Genomic DNA, 22976 nt, shown 5'->3' with positions numbered 1-22976 from the left:
GGGTCATGTCCGAAGCCCCCAGCAAAGTCAGCCTGCTCAGCGCCGCGAAGGCGTTGTTCCTGGCGCGCGGGTATGCGGGCACTTCAGTGGATACCATCTGCGAGAAGGCGGGTGTGAGCAAAGGCAGCTTCTACCATTCCTTCAAGTCGAAGGAAGATCTCGGCATCGGCGTGCTGCAGTGGTCCCTGGAGCGGGGTGGAGAGGTACTCGGGGCGCACAAGAAGGTGGCGGACCCGGTCGAGCAGTCGCTCGTCTACCTGCGGCATCTGGAAAATTCGGCGCAGACACTTTGGAGCGGCGGCTGCCTCCTGGGCACCTTCGCGAACGAACTCGGCGATACCAATCCGCGGCTTCAGGAAGCGGTGGCAAGTCTGTTCACGGCAGTCATCAAGGAAATCGCTTCCAAGCTCAAGCCGCTGGCAGCCCGGCCCGAGATCACCTGCACCGCGAACGAACTCGCGGAGGAGCTTCTCGTGATCCTGGAAGGATCCATCACCCTGGCGAAGGCTTATCGCGATCCCTCGCGTGTCACACGGGGCATCCGCAGCTTCCGCAAGACGTTGGAATCACAGCTCTCGGCATCCGCAGCAAAAGCCGCCTGATTTTTTCGTGCTTTGACTCCATACCAACCGGTCGGTATGGAGTCACTCCTCCCCCGAACCTGGACCGGCCAAACCAAGTTAGAACATCACCACCATGTCAGTAGATTCCTCTGCCTCCAAGTCCGTCGCCTCTCAGGGAAATGGCAACGGCGCTCCTGCGAAGGCTCCCAAGATCAACATGGACAAGCTGCAGGCCTTCATGGGCCGCATGCTTAATGATCTGGGTGCCGCTGCCACGGGTTCGCTCGTGATCCTGGGTGACCGTCTTGGCCTTTACGAGGCCTTGTGGAAACATGGCCCGTGCACCAGCGCTGAGTTCGCCTCGGCGACCGGCCTGCATGAGCGTCATCTGCGTGAGTGGCTCTGTGCCCAGGCCGCTGCGCAGTACATAGAATACGATGCGGCGAATGAAACCTTCGCCCTCACCCCGGAGCAGGCTGCGGTATTCGCAGACCCCAATAGTCCCGCGGCCATGGTGGGTGGATTCTACACCATCGGATCCAGCTACCTGGATGAACCGAAGATCGCCGAGAGCTTCCGCACCGGCAAGGGCGTGCCCTGGGGAGATCACAGTGCGTGTCTTTTCTGCGGCACGGCGCGATTCTTCCGCCCCGGGTACGAGGCGAACCTGGTCAGCAACTGGCTCCCTGCGCTCGATGGCGTGGTGGATAAACTGAAGAAGGGCGCACGCGTGGCGGACGTGGGCTGCGGTCATGGCATCTCCACCTTCATCATGGCCAGGGCGTTCCCGAACTCGGAGTTCGTTGGCTACGATCTGCATCCGGAATCCATCGAGGCATCCAACAAGCATGCTGCCGAGCACGGCTTGAGAAACCTGCGCTTCGAAATCGCTACCGCCCAGGACTTCCCGGGGCAGGGATTCGACGTGGTGACCATCTTCGATGCGCTGCATGACATGGGAGACCCTGTGGGTGCGTGCAAGCACATCAAGCAGTCGCTCGCCCCAGACGGCACGCTCATGGTGGTGGAACCTCGCGCGGGAGATACTCTCGCGGAGAACATCAATCCCGTGGGTCGGGTGTACTACGCCGCCTCCACGATGATCTGCACTCCCGGTGCCATCAGTCAGCGTGGCGGCATGGCCTTGGGGGCGCAGGCCGGAGAGAAGAAGTTGAAGGAGGTCTTTACCGCCGGCGGATTCACGAAGGTGCGCCGTGCCACAGACACGCCATTCAACGTAGTGCTGGAAGCGCGAGCCTAATGGCGTGCCATTGCGCCGAACGATATAGCAAATCAGAACGACAGCACTTCCCACAGGAGGTGCTGCCGTCGTTTCAGCTTGCGTAATAGCCTGACGCTAACGGCTGGCCCTGTGGCTGCTTCAGGCCGAAGGCTTGGGATATGTCAGCCCAGGGCGTTGCCCTGGGCTGGCATGTCGCAGACCTTCGGCCTGCAATTCTGCCGGACATTGAAAGCAGAGACGTCAGTCTGTTCTGCAAGACTCAATAGCGAACCTCGCTACTCAGGCCTTCTTATTGTACTGCGCAAGTCCGGTCACGATGCCTTGAGGATCCTTGATGATGGCGATGCGCCCGCTGTCCTCTGGCAGAGACATGGCGGGCATGCAGATGGTGGCACCGAATTCCTCAGCCTTCGCGAGCGTGGCATCGAGGTCTTGCACCGTGATGTAGGGCATCCAGCGGGGAGGACAATCCCCGTCCTTGGGCTCAGTGATGCCACCGAGGGCCTCGTCTTCGCGGCCAAAGATGTGGTAGCCGGGAGCGGGCTCTCCCAGCTTCTTCCAGCCGACGAGTTTTCCGTAGAAGTCCAGCGCGTTTGCCGCGTTGGTGGTGGTGAGTTCGGACCAGCCGAGGTCGCCTTGTGTATAGCCGAGTTGTCCCATGGTCGTAAGCGGTAGGAGTTGAAAGGTGCGACCGAATTCGCAGCCAACTGTGTGCGCGGTCGCATCGAAACTCGATGGGATTGCGTTTTTTCGTGCATGCCCTAGTCTCGCGGAATGAGCAAGCATCTGCCTCTGGCGTTCGCCGTCTGGTGCGCCTGCATTCTCACCCTCACTCCCGGGTTCCTCCAGGCACGCACATGGACAGAAGCGGCGAGCGGGCGAAAGATCGATGCGGAGTTTGTCTCGGCAGATGCCACATCTGTCACCCTCGTCATGCGCACTGGATCGAAGTATACCCTTCCGCTGAACCGTCTTTCTGCCGAAGACCAGACCTTCGTTCAGGAGCAGCTTCGCACCAAGAAGGCACCGGCGGGTGAGCCGCAACGCAGCGGTGCCAAGGTGAAGGACCGATTTGAGGATATCAAGAAGCTCACCGCCTCGGAGATTCCTGTGAATGGTGAGGCTCACCCGGCACTTGCCAAGGTGGATGAGACCATTCGTGAGTTCATGGCTGAAAAGGGAATCGGAGAGCTCACCTTCGCCGTGAGCAGGAATGGGAAGATGCTTCACGACCGGGCCTTCGGCTGGGCGGACTCTTCCTTGAAGACGCCTCTGCAGCCGGGGGTGAAGTTGCGCGTAGCTTCTCTGACGAAGCCTGTGGTACATGCAGCCATCCTGACTCTGGTCGATGCCGGGAAGCTGAAGCCCGAGGACAAGGTCTATACGGTCCTGCAACTCGACCAGTTCAAAGAGGCAAAGGGTTGTGATGCCCGCTGGAAGATGGTCACGATCGATCAGTTGCTGGAACACAAGGGCGGCTGGGACCGTGATCAGAAGGCCGGTGATTTCACGACGCACAGTTTGGAGATGGAGCGGATGTTTCGCGTGAAGACGGATGAGCTGGAGCCCATCCACACGGTGCGTTACGGACTCACCCTGCCACTCGACTTCGATCCCGGGACCAAGGAGTCGTATTGCAACTTCGGTTATGTCCTCCTCGTGCGCGTCATCGAGAAGGTCAGCGGGCAGAAGTTTGTGGACTACCTGCAGCAGTCCGTGTGCAAGGAGGCTGCTGCACCTTCGTTCAGCCTGAGTGCCACCGATGCACGTAGACGGGAGGCTGGAGAGGGTTGGTATTGTTACCATCCCGAGTATCAGCAGGAGCAGATTCCCCTGTCCTACCAGGCGGAAGCAAGAGACGGCGCGGGCGGACTGGCCTGCACGGCTGCGGACTACACGCGGTTCCTGGATAAGTATTGGATCAGCGGGAAGCCACGTAAAGAAACTGGCTACTACTACAACTTCGATGGCAGCCTTCCCGGTGTCACGTCCGTCTGCTCGCAACGTCTGGATGGCATCAACTTCACGGCTATTGCCAATCGGCGTGACCGCGCCGGCTCCTCGTGGAATGGCGATCTGAGGAAGTGCATCAATGAGGCGCTTGATAAGGTGGCAGGCGAAGTCCGCTAGTGTGTGTAAAAACTAAACAATGCTTGCATTGCACTTTGCCATGCAAGCAGACTTGAAGCCGTGGTAATTTCCGCCATGCTATATCTGCATTAATGTGTCTTCCAACCCGATGCGTTCTGCAGTTTGAGAGCGCCGCAGTGATTCGGATTTGCCATGGAGAGAACAGACAGCAGCCGGGTCAACGGGAACGGAGCCCTAGTGGAGTCCGCAGGCGGCGCGTCGAGCATGGTGCTTCGAAAGGGTGCTACGCCGGGGTCCAGCAATGGGAGCCAGACCGAGCAGGCCTTCCTGCTCGAACTGAGCGACGCGTTGCGCAATGTTCCCGAAGCGAACGAGATCAAGGGGCTGTCCACCCGGGCGTTGGGGGAGCGTCTGCACCTTTCCAACGTCGGTTACGCGGAGCTGGAGGAAGACGAAGACATGGCGAACATCGGAGGAGAGTACTCCGACGGGCGCCTGCCCATGTTCAAAGGGCGTCATCGGGTCTCAGACTTCGGGGAAGGCTTTGGTCCTATCTTGAGAGCAGGTGGAGAAATTTTTTCGGAGGATATTCCGGCGGATCCACGCGGCCCGGATGGCGGGACTGCCGCGACTCGTGAATTCCAGATTCGTGCAGCTGCTGCGCTGCCTTTGATCAAACAGGGCCGCCTGGTGGCCTGCCTTTACGCCACGCATTGCGAACCGCGCGCCTGGCGTGAGCCGGAGCGCCAGCTCATGCGGCAAGTGGCGGAGCGCACGTGGGAGGCGGTGGAGCGCGCGCGTGCGGAGCAGGCGGTGGCGGCAGACCTGCGCGATACCCAGCTCCTGCGTGATCTCGGAGCGCGACTTGTCTCGGAGACGGAGATTCAGGCGTTCTATGAAGAGGTGAATACCGCCGCCCGCATCCTCGCGGATGCGGATGCGAGCACGGTGCAGGTCTATGATCCCCAGACGAAGCAACTCGTCATGCTGGCTACCCATGGGTTTCCGCCGGATTCGACCGTGCGCTTTCACCGCGTGGATGCGGCATCCTCCACTTCGTGTGGGGTCGCGCTCCAGACGGGAGCCCGCACCTTTCTGGACTTTGATGATCCCAGTCTGGATGACCCGAAGGGGGACCTGCGCTGGCATGTGGAGGCTGGCTATCGCTCCGCGCAGTCCACGCCACTCATTGCGCGCTCGGGGAAACCGATTGGCATGCTTTCCACGCACTGGCATGAGCGCCACCGCCCTTCGGAGCGGCAGTTGCGTTTCCTGGACCTGCTCGCACGACAGGCTGCAGACCTGCTGGAGCGCAAGCAGGCAGATGCCGCACTCCGCGAGTCAGAGGAGAAATGCCGCACGGTTCTCACCACCATGGATGATGGTCTGCTTATTGCGAGGATCCTCTTCGATGAGCACGGCAAGGCGGTGGACTATTTGTACCTGGAGGTGAATCCCGCGTTCTACAGGCAGTGCGGCCTGCCCCGGGACATCGTGGGCAAGACCATGCGTGAGATTTTGCCAGACACGCCTATTCCGTGGCTGCCCATCTATGAGAAGGTGGCGAAGACACGAGAGCCTGTGCGGTTCGAGTACGACATGGACATCGAGCAACTCAAGGGTTATTACGATGTGAACATTGTCCCGCTGGGAGAGCCCGAGGAGCATCGCATCGCGGTTCTCTTCAAGAACATCACGGACCGTCGACGCAATGAAATCGCCCTCGCGCAGAGCCGGGACGAAGCCGAGCGCGCCCGTGCGGAGGCGGAGGCCGCAGGTCGCGCGAAGGACCATTTCCTTGCCGTTCTCAGTCATGAGCTTCGCACCCCGCTGACACCGGTGCTCATGGCGGCGGAAATGGTGATGGAGGAAAAGAATCTCTCCGCCTTCACGCGGGACTCCATGGAGATGATTCGGCGCAACGTGGTGCTGGAATCCCGTTTGGTGGATGACCTCCTCGACGTGACACGGATCGCGCGGGGCAAGATGGAGATTCACCGCGAACCCATGGATCTCCATGATGCCATTCGTCACGCAGTGGAGATTTGCCGGCCGGACATTGAGGCGCGAAAACATCGTCTCGGCGTGTTGCTCTACGCTCCCTCCCACCGATTGCAGGGTGACTTTGCCCGGCTCCAGCAGGTGGTTTGGAACCTGTTGAAGAACGCCTGCAAATTCACCCCGGCGGGTGGCGCGATCGTGTTGCGCACGCGGAACGAGGGAGACAGCATCGTCCTGGAAGTGGAGGACTCCGGCATCGGCGTGGAGCCGGAAGCGCTGGAGCGCATCTTTGATCCCTTCACCCAGGCCAGCACGGACATCATGCGGCGCTACGGCGGCCTGGGGCTGGGCCTTGCGATTTCCAAGGCTACGGTGGATGCCCATGGAGGAGCGATCCAGGTGGAGAGCGAGGGCGCGGATCAGGGCACCTCCTTCAGGGTCTCGCTTCCCCTGCATCCCACCCTCTCATAAGATGATGCTGGAAGTCTGCGGCGGGATCGTTAAAGATGCGTTCCGCGTGTCCGCGGCCATCCGCGAACCGCGATGCCCCGCCTCGCAGCATGAGCACAGCTACTGCCCCTGCCACCTCGCAGCCACCCAGGCCGTTGCGCATCTTCGTGGTGGAGGATCATGCCGATACCCTGAATGTGATTCTGCTGTACCTGCGCAGGCTCGGGCACCAGGTGTTTCATGCCAGCACCATGAGGGAGGCGCTCGCTGCCATTCCCCCGGCAGGGTGTGATGTGTTGATCTCCGACGTGGGCCTGCCGGATGGAAGCGGCTGGGAATTGATGAACCGCCTGAAGCAGGAGGGGCATCCGCATCCGGAGTATGGCATCGTGATCAGCGGGTTTGGTTCAAAAGCAGACCGTGCGAAGAGCGAAGCCGTCGGATTCCGCCAGCATCTGCTCAAGCCCTTCAACGCGCGGGAGCTCGGCGCGGCCCTGGCAGTGGCGACGCAGAGCATCCAGCAGGGGAAGATGGCGGGGCAGTAACTGATTGTTATACCGACGAGTTGAAAACAGGTCTTTAACGCAGCGAACTTACCCAGCGTGTTGCGACAGGCCCAAGGAGCGGGAACGCCTCGTTCCCGTCAGCGGTCACCATGCTTGGTGATGTAGCATGTCGAGGACCCGCTGCGTTCCAATAGAATGTATCGGTGAATACACACTATAAACCCATTCACCCAAGGGAACGAGGCGTTCCCTCTCCTTGGGCCTGTGCCATGTCCGTGTTCCATGGATACCTTTGTGGCATGAACCACTCTGGGTAGTCCGACGAACTACTTCCGTCCCGGCAGCTTGATGGTCACCGGCACGTGGTTTTCGGGCACGGTGAGATTGACTAGCTTCTCCTGCAGCTTCGCTTGTGCGGCAGCATCTTCCGGCAGGGCATCCTTTTGGAAGGCGGGCAGCAGTTTGTCCCACACGATGTTCAGCTCGGCCTGCATGTCTTTTGTATTGGCGGTGATGGCGATCACGGCATCCTGCTCGGGCAGCACGATGCAGAACTGGCCATGCGCGCCGTCTCCACGAAAGGCGCCGTGGCGGCAGCGCCAGAACTGGAAGCCATACCCCTGGTCCCAATCCTTCTCAGGGTCGCTGCCGTTGGACACCTGCTTGGAGGTCGCCTGTTCGATCCACGCGGCGGGCACCAGTTGCTTTCCATTCCACTGTCCCTTCTGCAGGTAGAGCTGGCCGAACTTGGCAATGTCCTCCGTGGTGATCTCCAGTCCCCAACCGCCTTCGGTGTTGCCTTGCGGGCTCTTGCCCCACGCGAATCTTTCGATTCCGAGTGGCTCGAAGAGGCGTGGCTTCAGGTAGTCCTCCACCGTCTGGCCCGTCACCTTCGTCACGATGGCAGAGAGCATGTGAGTGGCCGGCGAATTGTAGAGAAAGTGCGTGCCTGGCTTGAACGGGACTGGTTGAGCGAGGAAGGTTTTTACCCAGTGCTCGCTGTCGATGAGGGTCGCGTTCTTCTCATTCCCGGTGGACATCGTGAGCAGGTCGCGCACGCGCATGGCCTTCAGGAAGGCCGAGGGCTCCGAGGGCGCGTCTTCAGGGAAGAACTTCAGCACCGGGTCATCGATGCTCAGCTTTCCCTCCGCCACGGCCAGGCCCACGGCGGTGGAGGTGAAGCTCTTGCTCAGCGAGTGCATCACGTGAAGCTTGTCCGCCGCCTCGGGCTTCCACCAGCCCTCCGCGATGACATGCCCGTGGCGCACGAGCATGAAGCTGTGCATGGTGTCCACCTGCTTGTCTGCGGCTTCCACAAAGGCCAGCACTTCTGCGGGAGATACGCCCTGGGCTGCGGGCGTGCTGCGGGGCAGGGGATTCGCCGCGTGCAGATGAAAGACACCAGCGGTGGTGGAGAAGAGAAATCCAAAGAGGCAGGCGCGCAGGGATCGTGTCATGGCTGGGTGAGCTACAGGTCAGAGGCCACCGGGCTTTCATGCAGAAGGACATTTTCTGCAATGCCCAAGTCACCGCGTTTCCAGAGACATGGCGCGGAAAATCATCCACGCTCCCCACGCGGCGAAGAGCACGCCGGTGACTTTGCCCAGCAGCAGGCCGCGCGACAGGACCTTTTCCAGCAGCACGACGAGTGAAATGATGGCCACCCAGATCATGTTCATCACACCGATGACAAAGAGCAGCGCCATGAGCAGCCAGCAACAGCCAGCGCAATAGGTGCCGTGGGTGATGCCCATGCGCAGAGCGCCCACATGGCCCTCCCTCCAGCCATTCAGCAGGAACTGCAACGGCGTGCGGCAGTGCATGAGGCACGCGTGCTTGAACGGAGTCCACTGGAACACACCTGCGGCGATGAGGAGCACGCCGCCCAGGATGGGACTGGTGCTCTCCATCATGGGTGAGAGCAGGGCAGCGCCATGAAGCGCCCACTGGGCGATGGCGGCTGCGAGGCTGAAGACGGTCCACACGATGAGATAACCGGCGAGGAAGAGGCTGGTGGGCACATACGGCCGCGCCTGTGAATGCCGCTTCCGGTTCACCATGGCAAAGGTCAGGATCATGGGAGCGGCGGAGGGAATCATCATGGCCACCATCATCTCCGCCCACATGAGGGTGAGCGGCAGCAGCTCCGCGAGAGACCATGGCGTCACATCCGGGCCGGACATGGCCATGCCCAGGCACTGGCACACCCCGGTGTCTTCCATCTTGCGTGCCTCATAGATCATGTACAACCACGCCACGACCGCGATGCCGGTGAGGGCCGTGAGCACAATGATGCGGTCGTGCCTGAGTGCGGTCTCCAGGTTGCTGGTGTTGCCCTTGCTGTTGATGGACGCTGCTGCGCCCGTGGGTGGAGTCATGCCGTTGCGAGGGAGGTCTACTCAGTCAGTCAGTTGGCATAACTCACCCGGGTGACAAAGGCCGCCTTGTCCGGCCAGGAGAAGCTCAGTCCGGGAAGGTCCACGCGGCACTCTTTGCCGGACACCGCTTCGGCGCTCTTGAAGATGAAGCCGGTGCCGTGCTCCACGCGCACGGACTCCGGTTCCTTGGTGACAGGATTCTTGATGGGTTCCATGGCCACGTTCAGCGCTCCGCCCACACGCACGGAGCTCTCGCGTCCATTGATGTGAAACTCAAACGGCGCGTCGATGGGCTCCAGCACGGTGGAGAAGGTGGTGGCGAGAATCTCAAAGGGCAATCCACCGGCCTGACCTGAGCAGATGTGGAGGAGGGCGGCGCGTTGCTGGGGCGTGGCCCGCTCATCCAGGAAAAGGGCGAGCGTGCCATCTCCCTCATGAATGGCCTTGGGCCAGTGCGCGGCGAAGCCAATGCCGAGACCGTCGAGGGAGACATCCCCATATCTGCCGCTGATGATTTTCCATGCCCCCGTTCCATCACAGAAACCGCGCGTCGGTGGCGCGGAGAATTCACATGGGCAACCGTAGTCACAGTTGCATGCCTGGAGGTAGTCGGCCTCCCAGGACCATTTGACCTTGGGTTCACTCATGGCGGTGTCCTTTCGCGTTTGAGGTGCGGTGAGGTGCGCGCGGGCTTGCCTGGAATTGTAACCCACTACCTTCATGAGGCAATGGCAAAACGGTGGGGGTGTTCCGAGGGCTCCTAGTGTGGTGTCCTCCATCTTATTTGATAACAAGATGGCGCAGAACGCAGCCACAGTTTTGGCCATCCTACGCCGAAGGCGTTGCACATGCCTAGCCCAGGGTCAGCTTGCGAAGCAAGCGCCACCCTGGGACAGTGTGTGAATTTATGAACGCCGTAGGTGTTCCACAAAGACAGTATTTCGGCAAGCTACGTTGCCCGGCCTTAACGTCCTTTTGTGGAACACCTACGGTGTTCGACTCGCTTCTTGTTTGGCACCCAAGGTGGCGCTTGCTTCGCAAGCTGACCTTGGGCTGGACAATGTGCAACGCCTTCGGCGTAAAGGCTCGGGTGGCCTTCCTGGCACAAACTCAACTCAATACCCAGACGACGGCGGCGGCGCCATGGGGCTCCGCCGGTCTTTGTAGATGGCCAGAAGTAGAAAGCCGAAGGAAAGGGCGTGTGCGAAGGAGTTGGCAAAGCCAACGACCGTGTACACGATCGAGATGTTCATCGAGGAACCGCCGCTGCCCGAGGAGAGCGAACGTGACAGGTACGTATAGACGAACGGCATGGCCAGCACGAGGAACAGGCCCAGCAGCACGCCGCAGAGTGCCAGCATGGAGACACGCGGCGCCACCCGCCAGCGTGTGATCACGATGATGAGCCCTGCGGCATAGGCCAGCAGCATGGGAAGGCTTCCCCCCAGCATGCGGAAAGCCGTCTCCAGCACTTCGAACAAAGAGCTGGGACTGTTCATACTTCTCGTCTCTTCTCTTCTTTTGAGAGCGGTGCTGCGGAACTCTACGACTGGTACGAGGACTCCACGCGCTTCGCGACGTCGCGATAGCCGTAGTCGTTGTTGTAGATTTCCTTCATGCAGTTGAGGTAGTCGTCGTGCTTGTTCACCTTCTCGTACACGAGACCCAGCTCATACAGCAGCTCCTTCTTCTCGTTGTTGAACGCGAGAATTTCCTTCACCGCTTCCTGCATCGCATTGATGGCAAGGTCGTTCATGTTCAGCGCGGCGAAGCAGCGGCCCAACATGAGCAGCGCCTTGTTGCGGATGTGCGGGTTGCTCTTTGCCTGCTGGAGCTCGGGAATCGCCTCACGATACTGCTCCACGGAGAAGAGCACCGTGGCCAGATCGAAGCGGTAGTTCTTGTCCGTGGGGTTGCGCTCCACCCGGGACTTCGCATCGGCCAGTAAGGTGGAGGCACGCTCACGCTTGATCTGCCGGATGCTCTCACGCTTTTCTTCGATGTCCGAAGCGTCGGGGTTGGCCTCGATCTCCGCCTCCATGGCGTGAATTTGTTTTTCGGCGAGCTTGCCGCGCACCTGTTCCGCGCGTGCCTGCAGGGCCACGTCACCCGGAGTAAGCTGGAGCGCCCAGTCGTAATACTGGATGGAGCTTTCCTGGTCATCCAGGCGGTCGTACATGTCCGCGATGCGCTTGACCGTGTTCACATTGTTCTGGTCCTGCTCGTAGTCGCGGAAGTACTCGGCCAGCACCTGCTCCATCTGATCGCGGCTCATGCCCTGCTTGTTGAGCAATTCGTCGCGGTTGGCCTGGGCCTTGTCCTTCTTGGAACCTTCGAAACCACCCGCCCACTGGCGCAGCATGGAGGTCTTGGCGGCGGCGTCCTTTTCGCCCTTTTTGGCGTCCATGTCGTTGCCGTCCACCTTGACGATGGCGCGGTAGATGTCGCTCGCCTTCTCCGGCTGGTCATAGGCCATGTAGTGCTGGGCCAGCGCGTGCATGTTCCGGGTGTTTCCGGGATGTCCCTGACGGATGGTTTCCAGGGCGAATGCGGCCAGGTCGTTGTCCGCCAGCCGTATGGCTTGATCAAAGAGCTGCTGGTTGGCGCTCGGGTTGAAGGGGTCTTTCTGGAAGACCGTTTCCTCAAGCTCGTAGATGGCGTCCCACGGCTCCTTCTTGGAGGAGCCGGAGAGCTTCAGTCCACCCAGGCTGAGCCCACCGCCGAAAAGGCCCTTCTTCTGCCCTTTTATGCGCTCGGCCTCTGCCATGCGCAGCAAGCGGCGTCCGTCCAGGAACTGGGGACACTCTTTTACGACCGGCAGCAGAAGATTGATGGCATAGTCGAAATTCTTGAGCTGCACGGCGCTTTGGCCTTTGAGCCAGAGGTTTTTCTGCTGCTGGGGGAGTTCGGCTTCGATCATGGATGTCTGGAACGATGAATGGGGTTGCGGAAACTGTGTGACGAAAAGGTCGGTGGACGAAAGGGGGCCGGGCGGTCAGGGTTTTGCCCCTGTGCTTGGGCCTCCTGTGGGCGTGGGTGCCGGGGCGGTATTCTGCTGGGCCTCAGCCAGTCCCTTGCCGCTCAGGACGGAGCCCAGGTTCTTCCACTCGGTCTGGAATCCTGCGCTGAAACCCTTCCACCCGAAGCCATGCTCGAAGGCCACCATCCAGGAGTAGGTGGCCAGCAGGAACGCGGCGATCCAAAGTATTCGGGCAAAAAGACGCATGACGGATTTTCAGTTTAAATTCAAAACGCTTCCTGCGGCAAGCGCGGAGTTGCTTCCCGCATGCTACGTGCCAAAAAGCTCGCCCGCCAGACCACCCGCCACTTCCACGAACATCTCCCCGAGCGGGGAGAGCCGCCCCGCCCACATGGCTACGACGGTGAACTGGGGAAAACCCTCCAGGGGCAGCTCGCGCACCCCGTCGGGCTGCTCACAACCCGGCAGGCGCAGGCTCACGCCAACGCCGAATCCTTCGCTCACGTAGCGCGCAACGAGGTCCAGCCCGCCCAGCTCCAGGCTGGGCACCCAGTCCACCCCGCGCTCCCGCAGCCCGGCCTGAAACGCACGGCTCACCCCCTCCTCTGCGCTGAGGGTGATGAGCGGGAGGTCAATGCGGTCCCTTCCCAGCAGCTCCTCCGCACTGGTGATGCCGCTGCCTTCTTTCACCAGCAGCACCGGCGTCATGCGGGCAAAGTCGCGTGTCTCCAGCCCTGACTCCGGCTTTTTGGTCAGCAGGGCGATGCCGATATCCACCTCCTGCGCCTGCAGCAAAACCTCGCACTCCTCCTGCCGGCCGTGGGTGAGGGTGAAGTGAAAGCCGGGGACCCGCTTCCGCATGCGGGAGCAGAGCTCAGGCAGGTACTCGCGCTGGACGATTTCCGGGGCGGCGATGCGCAGGCGGTCCTCCCCACCACCGCGAAGCTGACGGCCCACCTCATCCATCTTCGAGAAGAAAGGCAGGATGTAATCATACAGCGTGCGCCCTTCCTTCGTGAGCTGGAACGGACGCCGGCGGAAGAGGGTCACGCCCAGGTCATCCTCGAGTTGCAGAATCTGTGCGCTGATGGCCGGCTGCTGGATGCCGTACGGAATCTGCCGCGCCGCTGCGCTCACGCCTCCATGCCGGGCTACATAATAGAAGAGCTCGAGGTGGTGGACGTTCATCATGGGAGAGGGGAGCTGCGGGACGGAGGGTTGATGGTCTATGGTTGATAGTTGATAGCCTGAGTCAATCAAATGACTCTTTGGGGCGTGAGATAGAGGCATTGCCCCATCCTGCCCATGGGGAAACTTGTGTGGCGAAGCCACCCTGGAGTGCGCGCAGCCCTGCTGCCGCTTTCCTGAAGTGCAGCCCCGCTGCACACCCCACCGCGACGAAGTCGCCAAGCTTCTGGGACACGTGACCCTGGCGAGCGAGAGTCATCATCGCCACAGCAGGCTGTGGACTCAGGAAAGCGGCAGCAGGGCTGCGCGCAGTCCAGGGACGCTTCGCGTCACAGCGTCCGAATCAATCACTGGACGTTCATGCGTGTGGCAGCCGTCCTTTTGCACTCGAACGTGGCGTCATGCGCCTCGCCCGAGGAGAGGTTCAGGCTATCAACTATCAACCATAGACCATCAACCTCACCCGTGCCCTCCATCGGGTTTCTCAATACTGGTCCCCGAAATTTCAATTTTCCATCTCTGGTGGCTCGGCGATTCTCCGCGCCAGCGGGCAAATACTTTCCCGCATCACCCATGGAAGTTCTAGGTCTCTTTCTCCTGCTGCTGATCTTCGTCCTGGTCGTAGTCGTTCCCATCGCCGCCATCATCATTGCCCGGGGAGCGCGTGATCGAGCAGATGCTGCCGAGCAGCGGCTGGCCTCCCTGCAAAAGCTGGTCAATGACCGCCACGGCGACATGATGACCAAGTTCATGCTTCTTGAGAGGCGGGTGACTTCGACCGAACGAGAACTCGCGACTGAGCACATGGCGTCGTCAAGCGCAGCGCCCGTGGTGGCGCGTACGGAGACCAAGGTCGAAACCGTCAGTGAGCGGCTGGAGGAAACTTCTCCTGCCGTGCTGCCTGTGCCGGTGCCTGCACCTGCCAGTGGCACTTTGCTTCCTCCGGTGGTCGCGGAAAAGGAAACAGAAGAACCTGCCGAACCCGCGCCTGCTCCTGCACCCGCAACTGCGTTGGCAACTCCGGTTTCCACCGCTCCTGTAGCCCAGCCGCCGCCGCTTCCTCTGCGGGCGGCCCTTGCTGCGGCGAAGGAATCGACCAAGGAGCCTGTGCCTGCACCAGCACCCGCGACAGATGCAGTGCCGAAAGGAGCATCCGCGACGCCTGCTTCAGCGGCCCCCTTTGTTCCCAAGACACCCCCGCCGCTTGTCGCTGCTACTGCTGCTGTTGCCGCGAAGACGCCTGCGACATCGGCACCAGCATCGACTTCTCCACCGGCTTCCACACCGGTCCCTGCAAAGGCTGCGCCGACCTCCGGCGCGAGCGCTCTGGAGCAGTTCATGGGCGTGAAGCTCTTTGCTTGGGTGGGCGGTCTGGCCTTGTTCCTGGGCATTGTCTTCTTCATCAAGCTGTCTCTGGAGAAGGGCTGGATTTCAGAAGAACTGCGCGTCGGCATTGGCTTCGTCACCGGCCTCGCGCTGGTGGGCAGCGGCTGGTGGATAAACTCGCGCAAGCTCTACACCGTACTGGGGCAAACACTCTGCGCGACCGGTGTGGTCGCCCTATATGGCGTGACCTATGCCGCGCACGGATACTATCACTTCGCGGCCTTCACGCCGATGGTGAGCTTCGGCATCATGTCGGCCATCACGATTGGGGCCTTCCTCCTGGCGGTGCGCATGGAAGCGCAGGTGGTGGCCATTCTCGGGATGCTCGGGGGTTTTCTCACGCCCATCCTCTGCTCCACGGGACAGGACAATCCCTTTGGTCTCTTCAGTTATATCGCGCTGCTCGATATCGGCGTGCTCGCCGTGGCGATGCGCATGGGCTGGATGCATCTCGCGCCGCTCGCAGCGGCTGGCACCGCACTCATGCAGATGGCGTGGGTGCTGAAATTCTACGAGAGCGGTGACTATGCGTTCGGTAGTCGGTTGTGGATTCCCGTGAGCGTCTTTATTGGCTTCGCGGCGCTCTTCACCGCGGTGTCATGGTGGCAGTCTCAATCGCAGTCGCGTGATCGTCGCAAGGGTGATGCCCCGGGGAATCTGTACCTCCCGGGCGCAGCGCTCATGCTGTGCGCCAGTGCCATGCTCGCTGCGATGGCGTTTGCAGCATTCCCCATGAATCCGGACCGCCCGGCGATGCTCTTCACCTATGCGCTGGCGGTGAATGCGCTTGTGATGGTGCTGGCGTGGCGGGATGACCGCCTGGAAGTAACCACGCTCCTGGCCGCCGCCTGCACGGTCTGTCTGCAACTGCTTTGGAGCGGCAGGTTCTTCTCCGCTGGAGACTATGACGAAGGCGCGAAGACCTGGGCTGCCATCGCCATCTATCTCGGCTTCGCCATCATCTCCACCGGGGTGCTCTGGTGGCAGTCGCGCCAGTGGAAGAAGGCATCCGTGGAAGCACCCGGATACGTCCTGACCGCAGCGGCCCTGGTCTTCTGCGCGAGTGCGCTGGTCGCCGCCTTTGGCTTCCTTGCCTATGGCAGCGTCACCTCGCGTCCCTTCACGCTTTACACCTTCCTCCTGCTCATTGGGGTGCTGGTGATGGCGGTGTCGTGGATCGATGTGCGGGTGCGTGTCGCGCCTCTGCTCGCGGCGCTTGCTTCTTTCCTGCATCTCATCATCTGGACCAGCACGCGGCTTACGAATGAGATGCTGCCCTCCGCGCTCGTGGTGTTCCTCATCTTCGGTGCGCTGTATACCGCGTTCGTCGCTGTGTGGCAGAAGCACAAGACAGAGCCGCTGGGCGTGCCGATTGGCTGGGTGCCGGTGCCGCTGCTGGTGCTCATCATGACTCCGGTGATCAACATGGCAGAGGTACACTTCATGGTGTGGCCGGTGCTGCTGATCGTGAACCTTGGAATCGTTGGGCTTGCCGTGCTCTCGCGGAAGCCGGTCACGGTCGTGCTCTCGCTGATACTTACCATGGTCACCGTGGGTGTGCTGCTGGCGAAGATGCCCTCCACGGATCTCAGCCGCATGCCGCTCTTCCTTTCTGTGCTCGGCGTCTTCGCGCTCGTCTTCTCCGCGGCGGGATGCGTGATGACGAACCTGATTCTACGCTCGCAGGATGCGGATGAAACGGACCGCTCCCTGGCGAAGTTCCTCCCCATCGGCGCCGCGGGCATGCCCTTCCTGCTGCTGGTCATGGCGGTGCTGCATCTGCACGTGCCGAATCCCTCGCTGGTCTTCGGCATGGCGTTGCTGCTCTGCGTATTCATGCTCGGCTTCGGGCTGTACATGCGGGTCACCGTACTGCCGCTCGCGGCGGCAATTGGTGTGCTGCTGCTGGAGTTTGCGTGGCATGGTCGCGCCTTCAGCACGGAGTTCCCGGTGGTGCCGCTGCTGTGGTATCTCGGCTTTGGTGCGCTCTTCATGGTGTATCCACACCTATTCCGCCAGAAGCTGCAGGAGCACGTGGCTCCGTGGGTGGCGGGTGCGGTGGCATGGGCGGGCACCTTCCTGGTGGTGTACAGGGTGGTGGAGCGCACCTGGCCGAATGAGGTCATGGGCCTGCTGCCCCTCGCCTTCGCGGTGCCTGCGGGAGCCGCCCTCCACACCGTGATCAAGCTGCATCGTGCGGAGAATCCCGCGCGCCTCTCGCAGCTTGCGTGGTTCGGTGGACTCACACTGCTCTTCATCACGCTCATCTTCCCCATCCAGTTTGAGAAGCAGTGGATCACCTTGGGTTGGGCGTTTGAAGGTGCGGCCCTGTGCTGGCTCTACCGCCGCGTGCCGCACCCCGGCCTGCGTGCCACGGGCACCGCGCTGCTATTGGTCGCCTTCGCCCGCCTCGCGCTGAATCAATGGGTGCTCACCTACCAGGTGCGCAGTGAGACCATGCTGCTGAACTGGCAGCTCTATACCTACAGCCTTGCGGCCGCTGCCTTCTTCCTCGCGGCGTGGTGGCTCAATCCGCCGCGTCATCTCATGATGGGCAGCAATCTCCGCGCCCTCTTCGCAGCCCTGGGCACCATCCTGCTTTTCCTCCTGGTGAACATCGAAATCGCCGATGCCTTCACCACGCCCGGTGCGCCTTACATCGTGTGGGAGTTCAGCGGCAACTTCGCCCGCGACATGACCTACAGCATCGCCTGGGGCTTGTTCGCGCTTGGCTTGATGGTCGCTGGATTCGCCATGCGGAATGCCCCCACGCGCTATGCGGGCATTGGTCTGCTGGCCATCACCTTGTTGAAGCTCTTCTTCCACGACCTCGCGCGTATAGAAAGCATCTACCGCATCGGTGCACTCATCGCCGTGGCGTTGATAGCGCTGGCCGCTTCGTTCTTGTATCAACGGTTTCTCAACATGAACAAGGAGGAGCCGGCGCGGTCGGACGGTGAGCAGTGAGCAGTAACCGGTACGACGGTGAGCGGTGCGACAGTAGGACGGTGGAATGAATGCGCGTCATGTCACGTGGGGTGAGGTGGCGCGCGGTGGGGAGAGAAGAACGCAAAGCAGCGGAGCAGCCAAGCAGCAAAGAGGCGAGGGTGAAGTGGATGCTGCGGGAGGTGGTGGGTGCTGGGTGGATTCGGGTTAACCGCAAAGGGGCAGAGAGGCAAAGGACGCAGAGGATTGGGAGGGGTTGGGCGGTGGGATGGATTTCGGGCGGGGGGGGGGGGTAGAAGCGTCAGCCGAAGCGGAGGGGGCAGAGACGCGCAGGGAACGTGGGAAGGTGGGTTTTCAAGTGGCCTTGATGGGATGGTCGCAAAGCAGCCAAGCAGCGGAGCAGCAAAGGGATTGGGAGTGTGTGAGGTGTGTCGCCATACCTGCCGCATACCTCTGGTCTACTACTTCGCCCGCCCAATGACTGGTAGGGGGCCGCTGCGCCGGCCTCCTAATCGGGTGGGCGGAGGAGGTGTGGAACTGGCGTGCGGCAAGCCGCTTTCACCCGGATGCTCCGCACGGCTCCTCCCTCCCTAGTTAGGAAGCCGGCGCAGCGGCTCCCCACCGTCTATTTTTAAGAAGCCTCGCTGTGTGCGCAGGTTCGAATGTGTTCGGCTGAATAATACCGCGCTGCCCTCCCCTAAGGAGGGGCGACTTCGGTCGCCCGCTTCTCGCGCCTGAAGCGCGAGGCAAACGGCAGCTAAAGCAGCCGCTCCTTGGGGTAAGGTGCTCCGTTCGGGTGACGCCCCGCGCCCCTCCATCCCTCACCCCCTTTGCTGCTCCGCTGCTTGGCTGCTTTGCGACCCTCCCTCCAAGGCCACCCCAAACCCACCTCCCCACGCTCCCTGCGCGTCTCTGCCTCCTCCGCTTCGGTTGACGCCTCTACCTCCCATCACCCTCAAACAACCCCACCACCCAAACCCTCCAATCCTCTGCGTCCTTCGCCCCTCTGCCCCTTTGCGGTTAACCCGAATCCACCCAGCACCCACCACCTCCCGCAGCTCACCCCTTCCTCCTCCCCTCAAAATCCTCCGTGTCTCCGTGCCTCCGCGTCTCTGTGTTGAAATCCAAGACGTGACTCCCACCACCGTCCTACTGCTCACCGTCGCACCGCTTACCGCTCACCGGACTTGCCACCCCCCGCAAACCTGCCCATGATGCCGGTTTCTTCCCCCCTCCCCACTACAACTGATGTCCGAAGCGGTCGCCACCACCCCCATGATGAAGCAGTACCTCGCCATGCGGCGGGACCTGCCGGGGGATGTGATCCTGCTCTTCCGCCTGGGGGATTTTTATGAGATGTTCTTTGAGGACGCCAAGGTCGCCGCGGGCATCCTCAATGTGTCCCTGACGAAGCGCAATGGCATCCCCATGTGCGGCGTGCCGCACCATGCCGCGCAGAGCTACATCGCCCGCCTCATCCGCGCGGGGAAACGCGTGGCCATCGGCGAGCAGGTGGGCGAGCCCGTGCCGGGCAAGCTCGTGGCGCGGGAACTCTCCGAGGTCATCAGCGCCGGCACCGTCACGGATGGACGCTTCCTGGATGCGAACAAGTCCCACTACCTCGCCGCCATCTTCCGCGAGGGCAAGAAGCACGGCCTCGCTTATGTGGACCATAGCACGGGCGAGTTCGAGCTGGCGGAGTTTGATTCGCTGGATGGACTGAATGACGAACTCACCCGCATCGCCCCCAGCGAGCTGCTGTATGCGGATGACCAGCGCGAGCTCATGGAGTCGCTCGGCATGCCGAAGAGCGCGCAGATTTGTGAGAGCTACCTCTTCCTGCAGGACCAGGCGCTGCATGCCCTCACGCAACACTTCAAGGTGCAATCGCTCGATGGCTATGGCTGCGGCCACCTCACCGCGGCCCTTGGCGCGGCGGGCGCCATCATGCAGTACCTGCAGTTCCAGCTGCGCAAGGACGTCTCCCACATCAAGCGCCTGCGCGTGGCCTCGCTCTTCGATGGCGTGTGGGTGGATACCGCGAGCCAGTCCCACCTGGAGCTGGTGAACAGCCGCAGCGGCGCGGAGCACACGCTGCTTCATTCGCTGAACCGCACCGCCACGCCCATGGGCGCGCGCAAGCTGCGCCGCTGGGTACTGCACCCGCTGCGTGACCTCGCCCAACTCGTCTCGCGACAGGACGTCGTGGGCGTCATGTTGCAGGACCCCATGCTGCTCGGGCAGTTGCGCGACATGCTGAAGGACATCCGCGACCTCGAGCGCACCGCTGGACGTCTCAGCCAGGGCAGTGGAAATGCGCGTGACCTCCTCGTGCTCGCGCAGGCGCTCAGCGCCGTGCCCGCGCTGAAGCTCCTCATGTCCGAGTGCGGCTCTCGTCGCAATGACGACGGTGGCATGGATAGCCTGCCGGACATCCACGGCGACGCGGATGATAAGCCTGCCTACGCGCCCGTCGTGCCGCTGCTGCGCACGCTGCATGCCCAGCTCCATGACCTCACCGCCATGGCCACGGAGATAGAGCAGGCCATTGTCGAGGAACCACCCGCGCCCATCAAGGAGGGCGGCATCTTCCGCAACGGCTACCTGCCCCTGCTGGATGAATTCCGCAGCGCCTCCACGCAGGGCCGCGACTGGATTGCGAAGCTGCAGAATGACGAGATCGACCGCACCGGCATCAAGTCACTCAAGATAAAATACAACGCCGTCTTCGGGTACTTCATCGAGATCACGAAGTCGAATCTCGACTCCGTGCCCAAGGACTACACGCGCAAGCAGACTACTGCGAATGGCGAGCGTTTCATCACCGATGAGCTCAAGCGCATGGAGGACAAAATCCTCGGCGCGGATGAGAAGGGCAAGGCGCTGGAGTACGAGGAATTTGTGAAGCTGCGCAGCCGCGCCATGGAGCGCCTCGCGGAAATCCAGGAGACCGCCGAGGCCCTCGCCACGCTGGATGCGCTGTGCTCCCTCGCGGAGACCGCGCGCCTCTTCAACTACACCCGCCCCCTGCTGGATGAGTCCCGCACCCTGGTGATTCGCGATGGACGCCATCCCGTGCTGGACCAGAACCTCGCCGGGGACCGCTTCGTGCCGAATGACACGTATCTGGAGGAGGTGGAGAACCGCGTGCTCATCATCACCGGGCCGAACATGGCGGGGAAGAGCACCTACATCCGCCAGGTGGCCCTGCTCACCCTCATGGCGCAAATCGGCAGCTACGTGCCCGCCACCACCATGGAGCTCGGCCTCGTGGACCGCATCTTCACCCGCATCGGCGCCAGCGATGACCTCTCGCGCGGGCAGAGCACCTTCATGGTGGAGATGAATGAGACCTCCATGATTCTGAACAACGCCACGGACCGTAGCCTCGTCATCCTGGATGAGATAGGCCGCGGCACCAGCACGTTCGATGGCCTCAGCATCGCCTGGAGCGTGGCCGAGCATCTGCACAACGACCTCGGCTCCCGCACCCTCTTCGCCACCCACTACCACGAGCTCACCGCCCTCACCGCGACTTGTCGCGCCGTGAAGAACTACAACGTGGCCGTGAAGGAGTGGAACCAGCAAATCATCTTCCTGCGCAAAATCATCGCCGGCAGCGCCGAGAAAAGCTACGGCATCCAGGTCGCAAGACTCGCCGGACTCCCCGAGAGCGTGCTGCAACGCGCGCGCCAGATTTTGGAGAGATTGGAGGCAGGACATCCGCCGAATGAAGTCGCCGTGAAGCCACTGCCGATTCTTGAGGAAATCGAAACGCCCGTGGTGAAGAAGCCGACAAGGCGGAAGGGGAAGGCGGCGGGGGGTGGTGCGGGTGCGAACTCAAGTGGCAACGCGAATGCAGATGCTGCGGGTGCCGGTGCAGGTGCCTCAGTCGCGGAGGAGAATGAAGATGAGCTTGGTGACGCTCCCGATGACTCCAACGGAAGTGCCGCGGTGAAAAAGAAACTGCGCATCGAGAAGACCTCCGTGGCCTCCGAGGCACAGATGAGTTTGTTTGGGTGATTGCAGTCATTCTACATGAGGTTCCCAGGGGGGCACGTTCTCCGGCTTCAAAAAATACGTTGCTTTGTCGAAAAACCGTCCTTAATGGGGCGCGATGGACGGCGTTTATGCCAGCAAATCTCAGGAAGACACGCTTCGCTGGAGCGATGTGAGAGAGTTTTTCTTGGCGCTGGCAAAGCACTACAAGGGCCTGGCCGCCGGGTCTCTCGTTGCCTTACTTGGCTTCGTCTTTAACGTTGCAAATCTGAATCAGATCTGGTGGTTTTGGGCAGCGGTGGCTGTGGCAGGTTTTTTTAGCTCTGCTTTTTTCAGTTGGCTTGAAATCGACAAGGCGCGTCGTACTTGTCAGTGCCAAATGGAATCGTTGCAACAACAGTTAGACTTACTACTTAAGTCCGATGCTGTTGTCGTGAATAGGCTGACGTTTTCGAACCATCCTAAAGCTGCTGCTTTTTTTTCTGCCGCAGATTCTCCAGATTTTGCGAAACACTTCATCGCTGACAGAAGCGCTCGGTCCATTAACTCGACCATGTTCCGAGAATGGATGGACGCCCCTAAAGATGGAGTTTTCAGAGAAGCGCATTGCAGGGTGGAAGACTTGTTTTTCGCATGCACACAAAAAAACCCAGTCACTCATATCGACGAGTGCCGTGCTTTTCTCACCGGCGGATGGTATCCTGACGCGGGTTTTGGATGGATTGGATATCTGTTTACAGCAGGAGGAGACCACTCTAGGGGACAATTTGCTCCGTTGGTTGTTGGTGAGTTGGTGACCGAATTGAAACACAGGAGAGCTCAATTGTGTTTCTTTGACGTAGAAGAGACGGAAGCTAGGCAGTTGTTGCGCCTTTATGCGAGATACGTTAACAAGCTTGGAGGAGCGCGCCTCTATTCAGTCGAGGTCGACTACAAGAGACCGCCAGATTGTGCAGGTGCTCCTCCAGGCAAATTAGCAAAGTTAGGAGTGATTGATTTGAGTGGACTTTTGGATGGGGCGATATCGATCAACGGAAAAACGTGTCGGGAGTGGCTTGGGTTTGTTTTTAAAGATGCGTATGGCGATGCAGAGTTCCCTGAAACTGAAAATTGGGAAGAACATCACAAAGCGATTCAGAAGGAGTTGGATACTCTTCTAGATGGTATGTCAGACGATGCTGTAATAACTTTGCAGGAAATTCTCCCAAAGAAGAAGCTTCAGAATTCAAGATGCTGATGATGACA

16 protein-coding genes are annotated in these 22976 nt (G+C 60.9%); 8 read left to right on the top strand and 8 right to left on the bottom strand.

Features of this window, described 5'->3' with window-relative positions; translation table 11 throughout:
- Nucleotides 1-5 precede the first annotated feature (5 nt).
- Both G5S37_RS00185 and G5S37_RS00180 read left to right on the top strand, forming a co-directional pair.
- Entirely contained in the window at nucleotides 6-602 is a 597-nt protein-coding gene (locus G5S37_RS00185) for a TetR/AcrR family transcriptional regulator (RefSeq protein ID WP_165199558.1), read from the top strand.
- A gap of 178 nt (nucleotides 603-780) precedes the next feature.
- Entirely contained in the window at nucleotides 781-1824 is a 1044-nt protein-coding gene (locus tag G5S37_RS00180) for a class I SAM-dependent methyltransferase (RefSeq protein ID WP_343229933.1), read from the top strand.
- Between the two features lie 261 nt (nucleotides 1825-2085).
- Here G5S37_RS00180 and G5S37_RS00175 read toward each other — a convergent pair whose 3' ends face one another.
- Complete coding sequence (locus G5S37_RS00175; protein WP_165199554.1) at nucleotides 2086-2466, bottom strand: VOC family protein; 381 nt, start codon at nucleotides 2464-2466, stop codon at nucleotides 2086-2088.
- A gap of 114 nt (nucleotides 2467-2580) precedes the next feature.
- Between G5S37_RS00175 and G5S37_RS00170 the strand changes: the two genes are divergently transcribed.
- From G5S37_RS00170 to G5S37_RS00160, 3 genes are all read left to right on the top strand, one after another.
- The gene (locus G5S37_RS00170; protein WP_165199552.1) at nucleotides 2581-3936 is read left to right on the top strand and encodes a serine hydrolase domain-containing protein; all 1356 of its coding nucleotides are present in this window, start codon (nucleotides 2581-2583) and stop codon (nucleotides 3934-3936) included.
- Nucleotides 3937-4089: 153 nt separating this feature from the next.
- Nucleotides 4090-6369 (top strand): ATP-binding protein, encoded by a 2280-nt coding sequence (locus G5S37_RS00165; RefSeq protein WP_165199550.1) that lies wholly within the window; start codon nucleotides 4090-4092, stop codon nucleotides 6367-6369.
- An 89-nt stretch (nucleotides 6370-6458) separates the two neighbouring features.
- Nucleotides 6459-6893 (top strand): response regulator, encoded by a 435-nt coding sequence (locus G5S37_RS00160; RefSeq protein ID WP_165199548.1) that lies wholly within the window; start codon nucleotides 6459-6461, stop codon nucleotides 6891-6893.
- A 287-nt stretch (nucleotides 6894-7180) separates the two neighbouring features.
- Here the strand turns inward: G5S37_RS00160 and G5S37_RS00155 are convergent, their stop codons facing one another.
- The 7 genes from G5S37_RS00155 to G5S37_RS00125 all read right to left on the bottom strand — a co-directional run bounded on the left by G5S37_RS00155 (nucleotide 7181) and on the right by G5S37_RS00125 (nucleotide 13403).
- Nucleotides 7181-8311: a serine hydrolase gene (locus G5S37_RS00155; RefSeq protein WP_165199546.1), complete on the bottom strand. Its 1131-nt coding sequence runs from the start codon at nucleotides 8309-8311 to the stop codon at nucleotides 7181-7183.
- 69 nt (nucleotides 8312-8380) lie between these two features.
- The gene (locus tag G5S37_RS00150; protein WP_165199544.1) at nucleotides 8381-9232 is read right to left on the bottom strand and encodes a DUF2182 domain-containing protein; all 852 of its coding nucleotides are present in this window, start codon (nucleotides 9230-9232) and stop codon (nucleotides 8381-8383) included.
- Between the two features lie 29 nt (nucleotides 9233-9261).
- Nucleotides 9262-9879 (bottom strand): DUF1326 domain-containing protein, encoded by a 618-nt coding sequence (locus G5S37_RS00145; protein ID WP_165199542.1) that lies wholly within the window; start codon nucleotides 9877-9879, stop codon nucleotides 9262-9264.
- Nucleotides 9880-10347: 468 nt separating this feature from the next.
- The gene (locus G5S37_RS00140) at nucleotides 10348-10731 is read right to left on the bottom strand and encodes a hypothetical protein (RefSeq protein WP_165199540.1); all 384 of its coding nucleotides are present in this window, start codon (nucleotides 10729-10731) and stop codon (nucleotides 10348-10350) included.
- A gap of 44 nt (nucleotides 10732-10775) precedes the next feature.
- Nucleotides 10776-12152 carry a hypothetical protein gene (locus G5S37_RS00135; RefSeq protein WP_165199538.1) on the bottom strand — a complete coding sequence of 459 codons (1377 nt, stop codon included), beginning with the start codon at nucleotides 12150-12152 and terminating at the stop codon, nucleotides 10776-10778.
- Between the two features lie 75 nt (nucleotides 12153-12227).
- A complete protein-coding gene (locus tag G5S37_RS00130) occupies nucleotides 12228-12458 on the bottom strand; it encodes a hypothetical protein (protein ID WP_165199536.1) in 231 nt (76 codons plus the stop codon).
- A gap of 63 nt (nucleotides 12459-12521) precedes the next feature.
- Nucleotides 12522-13403: a LysR family transcriptional regulator gene (locus G5S37_RS00125; RefSeq protein WP_165199534.1), complete on the bottom strand. Its 882-nt coding sequence runs from the start codon at nucleotides 13401-13403 to the stop codon at nucleotides 12522-12524.
- Between the two features lie 570 nt (nucleotides 13404-13973).
- On the opposite strand from G5S37_RS00125, the gene G5S37_RS00120 reads away from it, so the two are divergent.
- The 3 genes from G5S37_RS00120 to G5S37_RS00110 all read left to right on the top strand — a co-directional run bounded on the left by G5S37_RS00120 (nucleotide 13974) and on the right by G5S37_RS00110 (nucleotide 22968).
- Nucleotides 13974-17753: a DUF2339 domain-containing protein gene (locus G5S37_RS00120; protein ID WP_165199532.1), complete on the top strand. Its 3780-nt coding sequence runs from the start codon at nucleotides 13974-13976 to the stop codon at nucleotides 17751-17753.
- 1227 nt (nucleotides 17754-18980) lie between these two features.
- A complete protein-coding gene (gene mutS / locus G5S37_RS00115; protein WP_240914765.1) occupies nucleotides 18981-21755 on the top strand; it encodes a DNA mismatch repair protein MutS in 2775 nt (924 codons plus the stop codon).
- Nucleotides 21756-21849: 94 nt separating this feature from the next.
- Nucleotides 21850-22968 carry a hypothetical protein gene (locus G5S37_RS00110; protein WP_165199530.1) on the top strand — a complete coding sequence of 373 codons (1119 nt, stop codon included), beginning with the start codon at nucleotides 21850-21852 and terminating at the stop codon, nucleotides 22966-22968.
- Nucleotides 22969-22976 lie beyond the last annotated feature (8 nt).

Source organism: Roseimicrobium sp. ORNL1 (genome assembly GCF_011044495.1).
In the GTDB taxonomy this organism is placed as follows: domain Bacteria; phylum Verrucomicrobiota; class Verrucomicrobiia; order Verrucomicrobiales; family Verrucomicrobiaceae; genus Roseimicrobium.
Note: the sequence above shows the minus strand (reverse complement) of the source record. Positions and strands in the feature narration are given on the sequence as shown.